This window comes from Saccharothrix sp. (assembly GCF_031180885.1).
GTDB lineage: Bacteria > Actinomycetota > Actinomycetes > Mycobacteriales > Pseudonocardiaceae > Actinosynnema.
In genome coordinates this window covers 1-15,033 of the sequence record NZ_JAPSLK010000072.1, presented here as the reverse complement: position 1 = coordinate 15,033, position 15,033 = coordinate 1, and the positions used below count along the sequence as shown (strand labels likewise).

The following is a 15,033-nucleotide window of genomic DNA, read 5'->3' as shown; positions in this document are numbered from 1 at the left end:
CCCTAAGCGTGGTCTTCCTCCCCCAGGCGGTGCACCCGGATGAGGTTGGTCGAGCCGATGGTGCCAGGCGGGGAGCCTGCCACGACGACGACCAGGTCGCCCGGCTGGTACCGGCCGATGTGCAGCATCGACTGGTCCACCTGGCGGACCATCTCGTCCGTCGAGTCCACCTTAGGCACCAGGAACGTCTCGGTGCCCCACGTGAGAGCAAGCTGACTGCGCACGCTCTGCTCCGGCGTGAACGCCAGCAGCGGCAGGTGGGTGTGCAGGCGGGCCAGCCGGCGCACCGTGTCACCCGACTGCGTGAACGCGACCAGGGCCTTGGCGTTGAGCCGCTCGCCGATGTCGCGGGCCGCGTAGGAGATGACGCCGCGCTTGGTGCGCGGGACGTGGGTCAGCGGCGGGACCTGCGTGGACTCGGTCTCCACGGCCTCGATGATGCGGCCCATCGTGCGCACGGTCTCGATGGCGTACCGGCCCACGGACGTCTCACCGGACAGCATCAGCGCGTCCGCGCCGTCGAGCACGGCGTTGGCGACGTCGGAGGTCTCGGCGCGGGTCGGGCGCGAGTTGGTGATCATCGAGTCGAGCATCTGGGTGGCGACGATCACCGGCTTGGCGTTCTCGCGGGCGATCTGGATCGCCCGCTTCTGCACCAGCGGCACGTGCTCCAGCGGCAGCTCGACGCCCAGGTCGCCGCGGGCGACCATCACGCCGTCGAACGCGAGGACGATCGCTTCGAGGTTGTCGACCGCCTCGGGCTTCTCGATCTTGGCGATGACCGGGCGGCGGCCGTGGCCCACGCGGTCCATCACCTGGTGGACCAGGTCGATGTCGGCGGGCGAGCGGACGAAGGACAGGGCGATGAAGTCGACGCCCAGGTTGAGCGCGAACTCCAGGTCCTCGATGTCCTTCTCCGACAGCGCCGGCACGGACACGTCCATGCCGGGCAGCGAGAGGCCCTTGTTGTTGCTGACCGGGCCGCCCTCGACGACCTCGCACACCACGTCCGGGCCCTCGACGTCGGTCACGACCAGGCCGACCTTGCCGTCGTCCACCAGCAGCCGGTCGCCGACCTTGGCGTCGTGCGCGAGCTGCTTGTAGGTGGTGGAGACGCGGTCGTGCGTGCCCTCGACGTCCTCGACGGTCACCCGGACGACGTCGCCGGTGCGCCACTCGACGGGGCCGTGCGCGAACCGGCCGAGCCGGATCTTGGGGCCCTGGAGGTCGGCGAGGATGCCCACCGCGCGCCCGGTGCGGTCCGATGCGGCGCGGACGAGGTCGTAGACCTGCTTGTGGTCGGCATGGCTGCCGTGGCTGAAGTTCATCCTGGCCACGTCCATACCGGCCGCTACCAGCTCGTTGACCTTCTCCTCGGTCGCGGTGGCAGGGCCCAGCGTACAGACGATCTTCGCGCGTCGACTCACGTCTGGAGAGCGTAGTCCCCTTCACTGGACCGATCAGGATGTACCGGGGGGTAATCTCGCCGAAACAGGCACAATCTGGCCCGTGGGACGCAGAATCCTCCCGTTCGTGACCGCGGTGTTGCTCAGCGTCATCGTGCTGTTCACCCCGCAGTCAGGCGTGCCGGACTCCCCACCGGGCATGGACAAGGTCGTGCACGCCCTCCTGTTCGCCCTGCTGGCCGCGACCGGGCTGCGGGCGCGGCTGCCGGCGTGGCCGCTGCTGGGCGGGCTGGTGGCCTACGCGGTCGTGTCCGAGGTGTTGCAGGCGGTGATCACGAGCCTGGGGCGCGGCGGGGACGTCGTGGACGGCCTGGTGGACGTCCTGGGCATCGGGTTGGGGTGGCTGGTGGCGCGCCGGGTCCTCAGCGGAAGCCGACCTCGGTGACCCCGATGTGGTCGGCGCACCAGTCGACCAGCGGGTTCACCTCGCGCCACGCCTTGCGGACCCGGTCGTAGCACCCCGGCTCGTGCAGGGTGTCGTCCGGCGGCCACACCTTGGCCACGTACAGCCGCTTGTGCTTGGCCAGCTCGACCCGCGGGTGGTCGGGGTCGACGCCCTTGGGCGCGCGCTTGAGCTTGTCGCCGCGCAGCTCCCAGCCCTGCTTGGCGAGCTTCTTGAGGATCTTCTCCAGGGCCTGGCCGCGCAGGTCGTCGGTGACCGACTCGCGGTAGCGGGCGACCTGGTCGGTGGCCATCGCGAACGACCCGCCCGCCACGAACAGGCCCTCGGTGCCGACCTGCACGTAGTGCGCGCCGCCGCCGCGGCCGAGTTCGACCACGCCGCCGCAGTGGTCCTTGTAGGGGGTCTTGTCCTTGCTGAACCGCACGTCGCGGTAGGGGCGGAAGACCTTGCCCTTGCCGAACTCGGGTTCCAGCGCGGCCAGCAGGGCCTCCATGGGCGCGCGCACGTCGGACTGGTAGACGTGCTTGTTGTCCTCCCAGAAGGCCTTCGAGTTGTCGGCGGTCAAGCCGTCGAAGAAGTCGATGGCGTGCTCTCCGAAGCCGGTGAATTCCACGGCGCTCAGCTTACGTTCGTCCATTCGTGGCACCATTCGGACGCTCTATCGCAGACAATCACGGACTGGTGACGTTATGTGCATAATCGGCTGAGTGGGTAGGAAATCGGCGTTGGCCGGTTGGCTGCGCGAACTCGACGCACCGGACCTGAAGGACGTCCTCGCGCTGCGCCGGGACGCGGCCGACACCCGGCCGCGGTCGCTGCGGGCGCTGGCCGACGAGCTGTCGACGGCTGCGTCGCTGCGGCTGGCGGTGGACGGTCTGGACCACGGGTGCCGGGACGTGCTGGACGCGGTGCTGGCGCTGGGCGGCCTGGCGGAGCCGGTGGGCGTGGACGCGCTCGCGGAAAGCTTGCGGTGCAACGGGAAGGCCGGGCGGGCCGAGCTGAAGCGGGCGCTGGGGGAGTTGCGGGCACGTGCCCTGGTCTGGCCGGTGGGCGATGCCGTGAGCGCCGCCCCGAACCTGCGCCCTTGTTCGGCCGAACCGCCGCGCCGCATCACCCCCGCGCCGCGCACGCCCCGACGGGTGGTGCAGAACGGGGTGTTCGCGGACCGGGCGGCTTCGGCGTTCGCCACGTCCACTGTGGACGGTGTGGCCCGGTTGGTGGACCTGTGCGACGGCGAGGTGGTGAGCGCGCGGGGCGGGGTCGGCGTGCGGGAGCTGCGGCGGATCGCGGCGTTGTTGCGGGCGGACGAGGCGCGGACCAGGTTGTGGCTGGAACTGGCCGTGGAGGCGCGGTTGCTGGCGCCCGCGGACTGCGACCGGCGGGTGGTGCCGACGACCCGGTCGGACTCGTGGCGGGGCGCGCCGCCACCGGACCGCCTGGCGGCGCTGGCGCGGGCGTGGCCGCGGATGGTGTGGCAGCCCGGGAAGTCGCGTCCGGCGCTGGCGGATCCGTTGTCGTGCGGGGACATCACGCGGAGGGGGTTGCTGGAGCGGTACGCGCGGCTGGGCGAGGACGAGGCGTTCGAGCACCGGCACGAGGTGGTGGCGGAGCTGTCGTGGAGCCGGCCCGCGTACCAGGGGCGGGTGGTGACGGAGGCGGCGCTGGTCGAGGCCGAGACCGTGGGGTTGGTGGCGCTGGGCGCTCTGACCGCGCTGGGTCGGGCGGTGCTGGCCGGGCGCGAGTCGGAGGTGGCGGACCGCTTCGTGCCACCCGCCGTGACCACCGCTTTGCTGCGGCCTGACCTGACGGCGGTGGTGGGCGGTCTGCCGGATGACGAGCTGTCCGCGGTGCTGGACCTGGCCGCGGACGCTGCGGAGGGCGGTTGGCGTTTCACCGGTGCGAGCGTGCGGCGGGCGTTGGACGCGGGGCACAGTCCGGACCGCTTGTTGGCCCGGTTGGCGTCGATCGCGGAGCACGGGGTGCCGCAGTCGGTCGAGCGGCTGGTGCGGGAGGTGGCGCGGCGGCAGGGGCGGATCAGCGTGACGGCGGTGGCGAGCTGCGTGTGCACCGACGACCCGGAGCTGCTGACCGAAATAGCCGGCCACCGCTCCCTGACCCCGTTGTCCCTGCAACTCTTAGGACCCACGGTTCTGGCATCGGCGAAGCCGGCGGACGAAACCCTCGCCCTGCTACGGGCGGCTGGTTACGCCCCCACCGCGGATGGCGTGGTGGACCGAACCCCTCGCCGCCGGGTCGAACCACCGCCGCGCAAGATCCCGGCGTGGCGCCGATGGCGGGCGTCGCTGACCGACCAGGAACTGACCAAGTTGGCGGTGGCGCTGCTGGAACGCGAACGCCCCCGGCCGAGAATCGTCCCGCCCCGGGTCGAGTCGCGCCGGTTGAACACGGTGAGGTTGCTGCGGGACCAGTCGTTGGTGCTGCGGGATTCGGAGGTCATGCTGCTGGCGGAGGCGCTGGTGACGCGGACGTCGGTGGAGATAGCGGTGGCGGACGGGCCGCGGACCACGATCCGGCACGTGATAACGCCGGTGGACCACGCGGCCGGCAACCTGACGGCGAATGGGCCGCATGGGGAGCAGCGGGAGTTCTTGGTCGGCCACATCCGGTCGGTGCGACCGGTAGAGCAGGGCTTTGGCTGACTCGATCTTGGCCCTACCTGTATGTCACCCGATCGTGTGACATACAGGATCCGCGACTTTTCGCCGACTCGCGCGTCCCGTGTAGAGGGAGGAGCGCGGGCCAAACGGGGGCACCCGCGGCAAGGCCCGCGGACGAGGACTTCGGCCGCCCCGGCTCCCCGGTCAGGCTGGCTGGCGCGGCCGGCGGGATTGGCTGGGTGGACGCGGCCAGCGGCGGACTGGGCTGGGCGGACGCGGCCGGCGGCGGGGCTGGCACGGCTGGGCTGGGCCAGACGGCGGGCGCGCCGGCTGGGGCGCAACAGCGGGCGGACCGGACGGGGTGCCCGGCAGCGGGCCGGCGGGCGCGAACGAGCAAGCGGGTTCGGCGCGCGGCAGTGGGTGGGGCCGGGAAGGGGTTCGGGAGGGGCAGGGTGGGGTGGTCAGATGTCCAGGGCCCAGGTTGGGTGGTCTATGAAGGGGTTGCGGTTGCCTTGGATTTCGGCGATCGCGGCGTTCCGGTGCAGCTCGTGGTCGGTTACCGGGTCGCGGTGGTGCCAGTCGAGCAGATCTGGGATCAGGGAGTCGTCGACCACGCCCGGGTAGCGGACCAGGAAGTACAGGGTTGCGCGGGCCACGGGGCCGGTTCGGTCCCACTCCCCCGCCGTCGGAGTGTCGCCCACCTCGCGGGTGAACTGGTGGTGGAGGTCGCCGCGCATCGGTTCCCGGCGGTCGAACAGCAGGGGTGGGACTGCGTGTTCGCAGTTGAAGGGCAGGACCTCCTCCAGGACCTCGAACTCCGCCAGCAGGGTGCCGGGATCGGGTAGGCCGGCCGCGGCCAAGTCGCGGAAACGGCGGGCCCGCGCCGCCTCGGCTTCGACGTCCGACCTGATGACGTCGGCGGGATCGACCGCCGCGCCGGAGTGGAGGCTGTGGAGCTTCAGGTCCGGGTGCAGGTCCACCCACGGGTACAGCATTCGGCACGGGCGGTACGCGGGGCAGCGGACGTGGGTTCGGACCAGCAGGTCGTGCAGGGTTGCACGGGTTGGGTGGATGCCCGCGTAATAACGGTCGCGGGCGGCTCGGTCGGCTTCCGGGTCGTAGTAGACGCGGCTGCGGCCGATGTCCAGGTTGACCAGGGCCGCACGCAGTTCCGCGTCCGCCTCGGGCACGACCGGCGCGGTGTCGAAGACCTGGGCACGCAACTGCGCCGCCTCCCCGCTCAACGGTCGTTCCCGCAACGCCCGCAACACCCGGCTGATCCGCACCCCCTCCCCGGCGCACCACGAAGACCCGTCCGCCACGCCCGAGTGGTGCAGCGCCACGACCTCCCACTGGTCGTTGAAGATCGGACCACCCGACACGTCCAGCCCCGGCTCGTAGTGCACGTAGTTGTCCAGCACGTCCACCAGCACGTGCTCGCGCAACCCGAACAGCTTCGGCCCACCCGCCGGCCACCGCACCGACGTCAGCCGCTCCCCCAGGATCGCCTTGCCCTCGTGCTCCACCAGGTGCAGGTGCGGCGGCAGCCCACCCTCCCGCACCGCCACCACCGTGAAGTCCAACACCAGGTCGGTCACGAAGAGCCGCTCCGGGCACAACCCCGTCGACACCCCGTCGAACTCGACCTCCGCCCGTGCCGCCTCCGTCACGCTCGGCAACACCGTGTTGGTCGTCAGCAACAACGAAGGCGAGACGAGCACCCCGGTCGCCGACCGCCCCGCGACGTCCACCCGCCCGACCGCCCGCGCCGCCGCCAAGCCGCAGTCGAGAAAACCCGTGTCCACCACGGTGTTGCGCCCGATGAGCCGCTCCAGGTCCAGTTCCCGCGGACCGCACCGCACCGCCGACGCACCGCCCTCGACCGCCGCCGCCAACTGCCAGTCGACGCCCAGCCGGTTCAACCGGTGGGTGACCCGGTGCGGGGTGTCGGTGTGCAGGACGCCGCGGCGCGCGACCGTGGCGCGGACGTGCTTGCGTTGCGCCGCACGGCCTTCGTAGCGGGCGCGGGTGGCGGCGAGGCGGGCCGGCAGCGCGTCGGACGTCATGGCCCACCTCCCGGCTCGGCCCACCCTCTTTGGGGTTAGCGTCGGGAAAAGTGGTCCCGTCGTTACGCGCGGAGCGGGGAACGGTCCGGAGTGGACCGCTCCCTCACAAACCTCAGACGACCGCGAGCGGCAACTGGTTCGGGATCACCGGCGACGGCAGGTCCGACGAACCGGTGAGGAACTTGTCGACCGCGTTGGCCACCGAGCGGCCCTCGGCGATCGCCCACACCACCAGGGACGCGCCGCGGTGGGCGTCGCCGCACACGAACACGCCGGGCGCCTGGGTCTGCCAGTCCGAGCCGCACGAGATGGTGCCGCGCGCGGTCAACGAGATGCCCAGGCCGTCCAGCAGCGGCATGTGCTCGACGCCCTCGAAGCCGATCGCCAGCAGCACCAGGTCCGCGGGCAGCACCTCGACCTCCTCCGACGTCGGCACGACCTGCCGCCGCCCGGAGGCGTCCTTCTCGACCCGCACCTTGCGCAGCTGGATCTGGCGGACGTGCCCCTCGTCGTCGCCGATGAACTTCTCCACCGCGACCGCGAACTTCCGCTCCCCCGCCTCCTCGTGCGCGGGGTACGTGCGCAGGATCCACGGCCACACCGGCCACGGCGAGCGGGTGTCGTCGCGCTGCGCCGGGGGCTGCGGGTACTGGTCGAGCTGGAGGACCGACGCCGCGCCCTGGCGCGAGGCCGTGCCGTAGCAGTCCGCGCCGGTGTCGCCGCCGCCGATGATCACCACGTGCTTGCCCGCGGCGTCGACGGCGGACGGCCCGTCGCCCTCGCACGCCCGGTTCGCCGGCACCAGGTGCTCCATCGCCAGGTGGATGCCCTTCAGCTCCCGACCCGGCGTCGTCGTGTCGTCACGGCCGCGCAGCGCGCCGACCGCGAGCACCACGGCGTCGAACTGCTCGCGCAGCTGCTCGACGGTCAGGTCCACCCCGACCTCGCAGCCGGTGACGAACTTCGTGCCCTCCCGGCGCAACTGGGCCAGCCGCCGGTCGAGGACCTTCTTCTCCATCTTGAACTCGGGGATGCCGTAGCGCAGCAACCCGCCCAGCCGGTCGTCCCGCTCGTACACGGTGACCTCGTGGCCGGCCCGGGTCAGCTGCTGCGCCGCCGCCAGCCCGGCCGGGCCGGAACCGACGACCGCGACGCGCTTCCCGGTCGACACGTGGGACTGGTAGGGCTGCACGAGCCCCTGCTCCCACGAGACGTCCGCGATGGTCTCCTCGACCCTCTTGATCGTCACCGCGCCGCCGGCGTCGTGGCTGATCGCCAGCACGCACGCCGCCTCGCACGGCGCGGGGCACAGCTTCCCGGTGAACTCGGGGAAGTTGTTGGTCGCGTGCAGCCGGTCCGAGGCCTGCTCCCAGTCGCCGCGGCGGACCAGGTCGTTCCACTCGGGGATCAGGTTGCCCAGCGGGCAGCCCGCGGAACCCGAGTGGCAGAACGGGATGCCGCAGTCCATGCACCGGGTGGCCTGGGTGCGCACCTCGCGGTCGCGGACCTCCGGGTCGACGTGCGCGTACACCTCGTGCCAGTCGTCGAGCCGCTCGGCGGCGGGCCGCTTCTTGGCGTCCTGGCGGGGGTGCTTGAGGAAACCGTACGGGTCAGCCACGGGAGGCCTCCATGATCGCCTGGTCGACGTCCCTGCCCTCCGCGCGAGCGAGCCGCATCGCTTCGAGCACGCGCTGGTAGTCGCCGGGCATGACCTTGGTGAACGAAGCGGACCGGCGGGGCCAGTCGCCGAGCAGCGACGCGGCCACGGCCGACCCGGTGAGCTTGTGGTGCTTCTCCACCACTTCGCGCAGCCAGCGCAGGTCGTCCGCGCCGGGCCGCTGGAGTTCGACCATCGCCTTGTTGACGTCGGCGGGGTCGAGGTCGAGGACGTAGGCGATGCCGCCGGACATGCCGGCCGCGAGGTTGCGACCGGTGGGGCCGAGCACCACGGCCCGGCCGCCGGTCATGTACTCGAAAGCGTGGTCGCCCACGCCCTCGGACACCGCCAGCGCACCGGAGTTGCGGACGCAGAACCGCTCGCCGACGCGTCCGCGCAGGAAGATCTCGCCGGACGTGGCGCCGTAGCCGATCACGTTGCCCGCGATGACCTGCTGCTCGGCGGCGAACGGCGCGTCCGGGTGCGGGCGCACGACGATCCGGCCGCCGGACAGGCCCTTGCCGACGTAGTCGTTGGCGTCGCCGATCATCTCCAGCGTGATGCCGCGCGGCAGGAACGCGCCCAGCGACTGGCCCGCGGACCCGGTGAAGGTCACGTGGATGGTGTCGTCGGGCAGGCCGTCACCGCCGAACCGGCGGGTCACCTCCGCGCCGAGCAGCGTGCCGACGGTGCGGTTGACGTTGCGCAGCGGCAGTTCCAGGCGCACCGGGTGCGCGTCCTCCAGCGCCGCCTCGGCGAGCTGGATGAGCGTGCGGTCCAACGCCTGCGCCAGGCCGTGGTCCTGCTCGCGGACGCGGCGCTTCGCCGTGCGGTAAGGGGTTTCGGGCACCTCGAACACCGGCGTCAGGTCCAGGCCCGCCGCCTTCCAGTGCTCGATGGCGTCGTCGGTGCGCAGCAGCTCGGCGTGGCCCACGGCCTCGTCGATGGTGCGGAAACCCAGTGCCGCCAGGTGTTCCCGGACCTCCTGCGCGACGAACTCGAAGAAGTTCACCACGTGCTCGGCCTGGCCGGTGTACCGCTTGCGCAGCTCCGGGTTCTGCGTGGCCACGCCGACCGGGCAGGTGTCCAGGTGGCAGACCCGCATCATCACGCAGCCCGCGACGATCAGCGGCGCGGTGGCGAAGCCGAACTCCTCGGCGCCGAGCAGGGCGGCGATGACGACGTCGCGGCCGGTGCGCATCGCGCCGTCGACCTGGACCGTGATGCGGTCGCGCAAACCGTTGAGCAGCAACGTCTGCTGGGTCTCGGCGAGGCCGATCTCCCACGGCGTGCCCGCGTGCTTGAGCGAGTTCAGCGGGGACGCGCCGGTGCCGCCGTCGTGGCCGGAGATCAGCACGACGTCCGCGTGCGCCTTGGCCACGCCCGCCGCGACCGTGCCGACGCCGACCTCGCTGACCAGCTTCACGTGGACGCGGGCCTGCTCGTTGGCGTTCTTCAGGTCGTGGATGAGCTGAGCCAGGTCCTCGATGGAGTAGATGTCGTGGTGCGGCGGCGGGGAGATCAGGCCCACGCCCGGCGTGGAGTGCCGGGTCCGCGCGATCCACGGGTACACCTTGTAGCCGGGCAGCTGCCCGCCCTCGCCGGGCTTCGCGCCCTGCGCCATCTTGATCTGGATGTCGGTCGCGTTGACCAGGTACTCGCTGGTCACGCCGAACCGGCCGGAGGCGACCTGCTTGACCGCGGAGCGGCGCTCGGGGTCGTAGAGGCGCTCGGGGTCCTCGCCGCCCTCGCCGCTGTTGGACCGGCCGCCCAGCCGGTTCATCGCGATGGCCAGCGTCTCGTGCGCCTCGGCGGAGATCGAGCCGTAGGACATCGCGCCGGTGTTGAACCGCTTGACGATCGAGGAGACCGGCTCCACCTCGTCGATCGGGACCGGCGTGCGGCCCTCGGTGCGCAGCGAGAACAGGCCGCGCAGCGTGCCGCCCTGGCGGGACAGCCGCTCGACCTCCTCGGTGTAGCGGCGGTAGACGTCCTGCTTGCCGGTCTTGGTGGCGTGCTGGAGCAGGAACACCGTCTCCGGCGTGAACAGGTGCAGCTCGCCCTCGCGGCGGTAGGCGTACTCGCCGCCCACCTCGAGCCTGCGGTGCACGCGCTCGGTCGGGTTGTCCGGGTAGGCGCGGCGGTGCCGCAGCGCGACCTCCTCGGCCAGCACGTCCAGGCCCGCGCCGCCGAGCTTGGAGACGGTGCCGGTGAAGTACTCGTCGAGCAGCTCGCCGGACAGGCCGACCGCCTCGAAGACCTGGGCCGCGGTGTACGCGCCGACCGTCGAGATGCCCATCTTGGACATGATCTTCAGCGTGCCCTTGACCAGGGCCTGCACGTAGTTGCGGATCGCCTTGCGCGGCTCGATGCCGGTGACCGCGCCCTGCGAGATCAGGTCCTCGATGGTCTCGAACGCCAGGTACGGGTTGACCGCCGCCGCGCCGTAGCTGAGCAGCGCCGCGATGTGGTGCACCTCGCGGGCGTCGCCGGACTCCACGACCAGCGCGACCCGCAGGCGCTCCTTGGTGCGCACCAGGTGGTGGTGCACGGCGGAGACCAGCAGCAGCGACGGGATCGGCGCCATGCGGTGGTCGGAGTCGCGGTCCGACAGCACCAGGATGCGCGCGCCGGCGGCGATCGCCTCGGACGCCTCGCGCCGGACCCGCTCGATCGCGGCCTCCAGCGCGGCTCCGCCACCGTCCACTTCGTACAGTCCGTTGAGGACGGTGCAGGCGAAGCCGGGCAGGTCGCCGTCGTCGTTGATGTGGATGAGCTTGGCCAGCTCGTCGTTGTCGATGACCGGGTAGGCGAGCTTGATGTGCCGGCAGCTGACCGGGCCGGGTTCGAGCAGGTTCTGCTCCGGGCCCATCACGCGCGACACGGACGTGACGATCTCCTCGCGGATCGCGTCCAGCGGCGGGTTGGTGACCTGGGCGAAGTTCTGCACGAAGTAGTCGTAGAGCAGCCGGGAGCGCTGGGAGAGCGCCGCGACCGGGGTGTCGGTGCCCATCGAGCCCAGCGGCTCCATGCCGCCGACCGCCATGGGGGCCAGCAGGATGCGCAACTCCTCTTCGGTGTAGCCGAAGGTGAGCTGGCGGCGCACCACGGACTCGTGGCTCTGCACCACGTGCTCGCGGTCGGCCAGGTCGGCCAGGTCCAGCAGGCCGGCGTGCAGCCACTCGTCGTAGGGCAGCTCGGCGGCCAGGCGGGTCTTGACCTCGTCGTCGTCGACCAGGCGGCCCTCGACGGTGTCGACCAGGAACATCTTGCCCGGCTGGAGGCGGCCCTTGGCCACCACCTGGTCCGCGGGCACGTCCAGCACGCCGGTCTCGGAGGCGAGCACCACGCGGCCATCGGCGGTCTGCCACCAGCGGGCCGGGCGCAGGCCGTTGCGGTCCAGCACCGCGCCGACCAGCGCGCCGTCGGTGAAGGTGACGCAGGCGGGGCCGTCCCACGGCTCCATCAGGCTGGCGTGGAACTCGTAGAACGCGCGGCGCTTGGGGTCCATCGAGGCGTGGTTCTCCCAGGCCTCGGGGATCATCATCAGCACCGCGTGCGGCAGGCTGCGGCCACCCAGGTGCAGCAGCTCCAGGACCTCGTCGAAGGACGCCGAGTCCGAGCCGTCCGGGTCGCAGATCGGGAACAGCCGCGCCAGGTCGCCCGGGATGAGGTCGCTGGCGAGCAGCGCCTCGCGGGCCCGCATGCGGTTGCGGTTGCCGCGCACGGTGTTGATCTCGCCGTTGTGCGCCACGTACCGGAAGGGGTGCGCGAGCGGCCACGACGGGAAGGTGTTCGTGGAGAACCGCGAGTGCACCAGGGCGATGGCGGTGGCCAGCCGGTCGTCGCGCAGGTCCGGGAAGAACGCCGGCAGCTGGCCGGTGGTCAGCATGCCCTTGTAGACGATCGTGCGGGCGGACAGCGACGGGAAGTACGTGCCGACGTTGGCCGCGCGGGTCTCGTGCTCGACCCGCTTGCGCAGGGCGAACGTGAGGCGGTCCAGGGCGATGCCCTCGCCGTTCTCCTCGGCGGCCACGAACAGCATGGCGAAGTGGGGCATGACCGACCGCGCCGTCGGTCCCACGTCCGCCAGGTCCGGGTCCACCGGGACGTCGCGCCAGCCCAGGACGGTGAGGCCCTCCTCCTGCGCGATCCGCTCCGCAAGCGCTTGCGCCTTGGCGCGCCGCTCGTCGTCGGCGGGCAGGAACGCGATGCCGGCGGCGTAGTGCCCGGCCTCGGGCAGGCCGAAGTCGACGACCTCGCGGAGGAAGGCGTCGGGGAGTTGCAGCAGGATGCCCGCGCCGTCGCCGCTGGTCGGCTCGGCGCCCGCCGCGCCGCGGTGCTCCAGGTTCGCCAGCGCGGTCAGGGCGTCCACCACGATGGCGTGCGACCGCCGGCCCCGGATGTCGGCGACCATCGCCACACCACAGGCGTCACGTTCCGCGGTCGGGTCGTACAACCCCTGCGGGGACGGGATGGCGGAGAAGATCACTGCGCAGACCTCCTTCGTCGTCCTACGAAAGAACGAGTCCTCGTGTCCAGTTCCTAGGAATCCGGTTGCTGGGCACGGGACGACGATGGCCCGCGTGTTGACGCGACTTTAACAGTCGCGAAACCAAGACACACCATCCAACGGGTGATCCCGGTCATTGACGCGTAACGATTCGAGCGGGCAGAGCGACATTGGGCCTGACCTTGTTACGCGTTGTTAAGCATAACTGAGTGGCGGTCGTCGCGCGCGCCAGGTGAGAGCTTGCCGACAGCAGCGCGTTCTCGGCAAGTTCACCCAGGTGGGTGGCGTTTGGAGGTGGACGGGCGAGCCTCGGACCACCGGTCACCGACCGCGCACACCCGAAGCTTCAGGCACAGGCCCACCAGACCCCGGCACCACCGGCCGCGAGCGAGCCGGCACCTCGGCCGGCGCGGACGTGGGTGAGCCCCGACCGGCGCGGACATGGGTGAGCCCCGCAGCTCCACCGGCGCGGGGTTGGGGCTGCGGGGCTCACGGGGTCGGGTGGTCAGGTGACGCGGCCGGCGCCGGCGCCCACCGGCACCCGGTCGTCGTCCGCCTGGTCGTCGGCGTGCTGGCGGTCGAGCAGGTCGTCCACGTCGACCTTCGACGGGTCGTCCAGGACCTCCTTCAGCCGGGCCCGGTCGAGCTGGCCCTGCCAGCGGGCGACCACCAGGGTGCCCACGCCGTTGCCGATGACGTTGGTGATGGCGCGCGCCTCGGACATGAACCGGTCGATGCCCACGATCAGGGCGATGCCCACCGCCGGGATCGCGCTGTTGGCCTCGAACGCGGTCAGCGAGGCGGCCAGCGTGACCAAACCCGCGCCGGTCACGCCCGCCGCGCCCTTCGACGCCAGCAGCATGAACAGCAGCAGGCCGATCTGGGTGCCCAGGCCCACGTCGTGGCCGGTCGCCTGGGCGATGAAGATCGCGCCCATGGTCAGGTAGATGCACGTGCCGTCGAGGTTGAACGAGTAGCCGGTCGGGATGGTCAGGCCCACCACGGACTTGTCCGCGCCCGCCGCCTCCAGCTTCACCAGCATCCGCGGCAGCACCGACTCCGAGGACGAGGTGCCCAGCACGATCAGCAGTTCGTCCTTGATGAACCGGACGAACTTGAAGATCGAGAACCCGGCGTAGAGCGCCACCCCGCCCAGCACCACCAGGATGAACAGCAGGCAGGTGGCGTAGAACGAGCCCATCAGCCACGCGAGCTTGCCCAGGATCGTGCCGCCGAACTTGCCGATCGTGTAGGCGATGCCGCCGAACGCGCCGATCGGGGCCGCGTACATGACGATCTTGATGACGCCGAACATCACCTTGGCGAAGGTGTCCAAAGCAGACACCACCTTCTCGCCGCGCTTCCCCATGCCGGCCACCGCGATGGCGACGAGGATGGCCACCACGAGAACCTGGATCAGCTGCCCGTCGGTGAACGCGCCCACGAACGACTTCGGCACCAGGCTGAGGATGAACCCGGTGACGCCGGTTTCGGCGGTCTTGGCGTCGGCGAGCGTCTTGGCCGCCGCGTCGTCGTTGATCGGGATCGCCGGGCCGTGGTGGCCGGGCTGCACGATGTTGACCACGATGAGGCCGATCGCGAGCGCGGCGGTGGTCATCGCGGTGAAGTAGACGATCGTCCGCATCGCCAGGCCGCCCGCCTTGGCGAGGTTGCCCAGACCCGCGATGCCGACGACGACCGTGCAGAAGATCGTCGGCGCGATGACGACCTTGACCAGGGCGACGAAGAAGTCGGCCATCCACTTCAGGCCCGCGGCCTGGGTGGGGAAGGCGTAGCCGACGATCACGCCCAGCACGATCGAGACGAGCACCCAGAAGTACAGGTGTTTGTAGATCGGTTTGCGCTCTCGGGTTGGGGCGGTGACCACGTCGTCCTCCTGGGGGCCGCTTGCCGGCGGGGTTGGTCAGTGATCCTCAGCACAGCGCTGACGTGCGACAAGACGCCGGGCGGAAACTTCAGATCCCTCTGACGTAACACGTCGTTCACCTGGGTGTGGGGCGGGTGCGGGGCGTGGTCGGGGGGTGGGAGCGGGTTGGCGCGGGGGTGCGGACTGCGCGAGGCGCGGGCGAGGCGCGTGTGGTGCGGGCGGCGCGGTGGGGCGGGGCGCGGGTGGGCGGGCAGGGCGGGGGGCGGAGCGCGGACGGGATAGGCGGCGCTGGGACCGCAGACGCGGGGCGGGGGCGCGGAGCCCCAGCAGGGGCGGACCGCGCCAGGCGCGGCGGCGCGGGCAGGCGCGGCGGCGCGGGCAGGCGCGGCGGCGCGGGCAGGCGCGGCGGCGCGGGCAGGCGC

General features: G+C 71.6%; 8 protein-coding genes. 2 read left to right on the top strand and 6 right to left on the bottom strand.

Features of this window, described 5'->3' with window-relative positions:
* Positions 1 to 2: 2 nt before the first annotated feature.
* Complete coding sequence (pyk, locus tag RIN75_RS39690; protein ID WP_309117264.1) at positions 3 to 1,427, bottom strand: pyruvate kinase; 1,425 nt, start codon at positions 1,425 to 1,427, stop codon at positions 3 to 5.
* Positions 1,428 to 1,509: 82 nt separating this feature from the next.
* Here pyk and RIN75_RS39685 point away from each other — a divergent pair, with 82 nt between their 5' ends.
* Positions 1,510 to 1,851: a VanZ family protein gene (locus RIN75_RS39685; RefSeq protein ID WP_309117263.1), complete on the top strand. Its 342-nt coding sequence runs from the start codon at positions 1,510 to 1,512 to the stop codon at positions 1,849 to 1,851.
* Here RIN75_RS39685 and RIN75_RS39680 read toward each other — a convergent pair.
* Entirely contained in the window at positions 1,829 to 2,482 is a 654-nt protein-coding gene (locus RIN75_RS39680) for a DUF2461 domain-containing protein (RefSeq protein WP_309117281.1), read from the bottom strand. The genes RIN75_RS39685 and RIN75_RS39680 overlap by 23 nt on opposite strands.
* A gap of 94 nt (positions 2,483 to 2,576) precedes the next feature.
* Between RIN75_RS39680 and RIN75_RS39675 the strand changes: the two genes are divergently transcribed.
* Complete coding sequence (locus RIN75_RS39675; RefSeq protein WP_309117262.1) at positions 2,577 to 4,529, top strand: helicase-associated domain-containing protein; 1,953 nt, start codon at positions 2,577 to 2,579, stop codon at positions 4,527 to 4,529.
* Positions 4,530 to 4,948: 419 nt separating this feature from the next.
* Here RIN75_RS39675 and RIN75_RS39670 read toward each other — a convergent pair whose 3' ends face one another.
* The 4 genes from RIN75_RS39670 to dctA all read right to left on the bottom strand — a co-directional run bounded on the left by RIN75_RS39670 (position 4,949) and on the right by dctA (position 14,611).
* Complete coding sequence (locus RIN75_RS39670; RefSeq protein ID WP_309117261.1) at positions 4,949 to 6,553, bottom strand: endonuclease; 1,605 nt, start codon at positions 6,551 to 6,553, stop codon at positions 4,949 to 4,951.
* 112 nt (positions 6,554 to 6,665) lie between these two features.
* Entirely contained in the window at positions 6,666 to 8,171 is a 1,506-nt protein-coding gene (locus tag RIN75_RS39665; protein WP_309117260.1) for a glutamate synthase subunit beta, read from the bottom strand.
* Positions 8,164 to 12,702, bottom strand: a complete 4,539-nt coding sequence (gltB, locus tag RIN75_RS39660; protein WP_309117259.1) for a glutamate synthase large subunit — start codon at positions 12,700 to 12,702, stop codon at positions 8,164 to 8,166. The genes RIN75_RS39665 and gltB overlap by 8 nt, the downstream gene beginning before the upstream one ends.
* Positions 12,703 to 13,228: 526 nt before the next feature.
* Positions 13,229 to 14,611 (bottom strand): C4-dicarboxylate transporter DctA, encoded by a 1,383-nt coding sequence (gene dctA / locus RIN75_RS39655; RefSeq protein ID WP_309117258.1) that lies wholly within the window; start codon positions 14,609 to 14,611, stop codon positions 13,229 to 13,231.
* Positions 14,612 to 15,033: the final 422 nt, after the last annotated feature.

Excerpts from the sequence above, each read along its gene's own strand:
- RIN75_RS39670 (WP_309117261.1), bottom strand. The coding sequence starts at position 6,553 with ATGACGTCCGACGCGCTGCCGGCCCGCCTCGCCGCCACCCGCGCCCGC.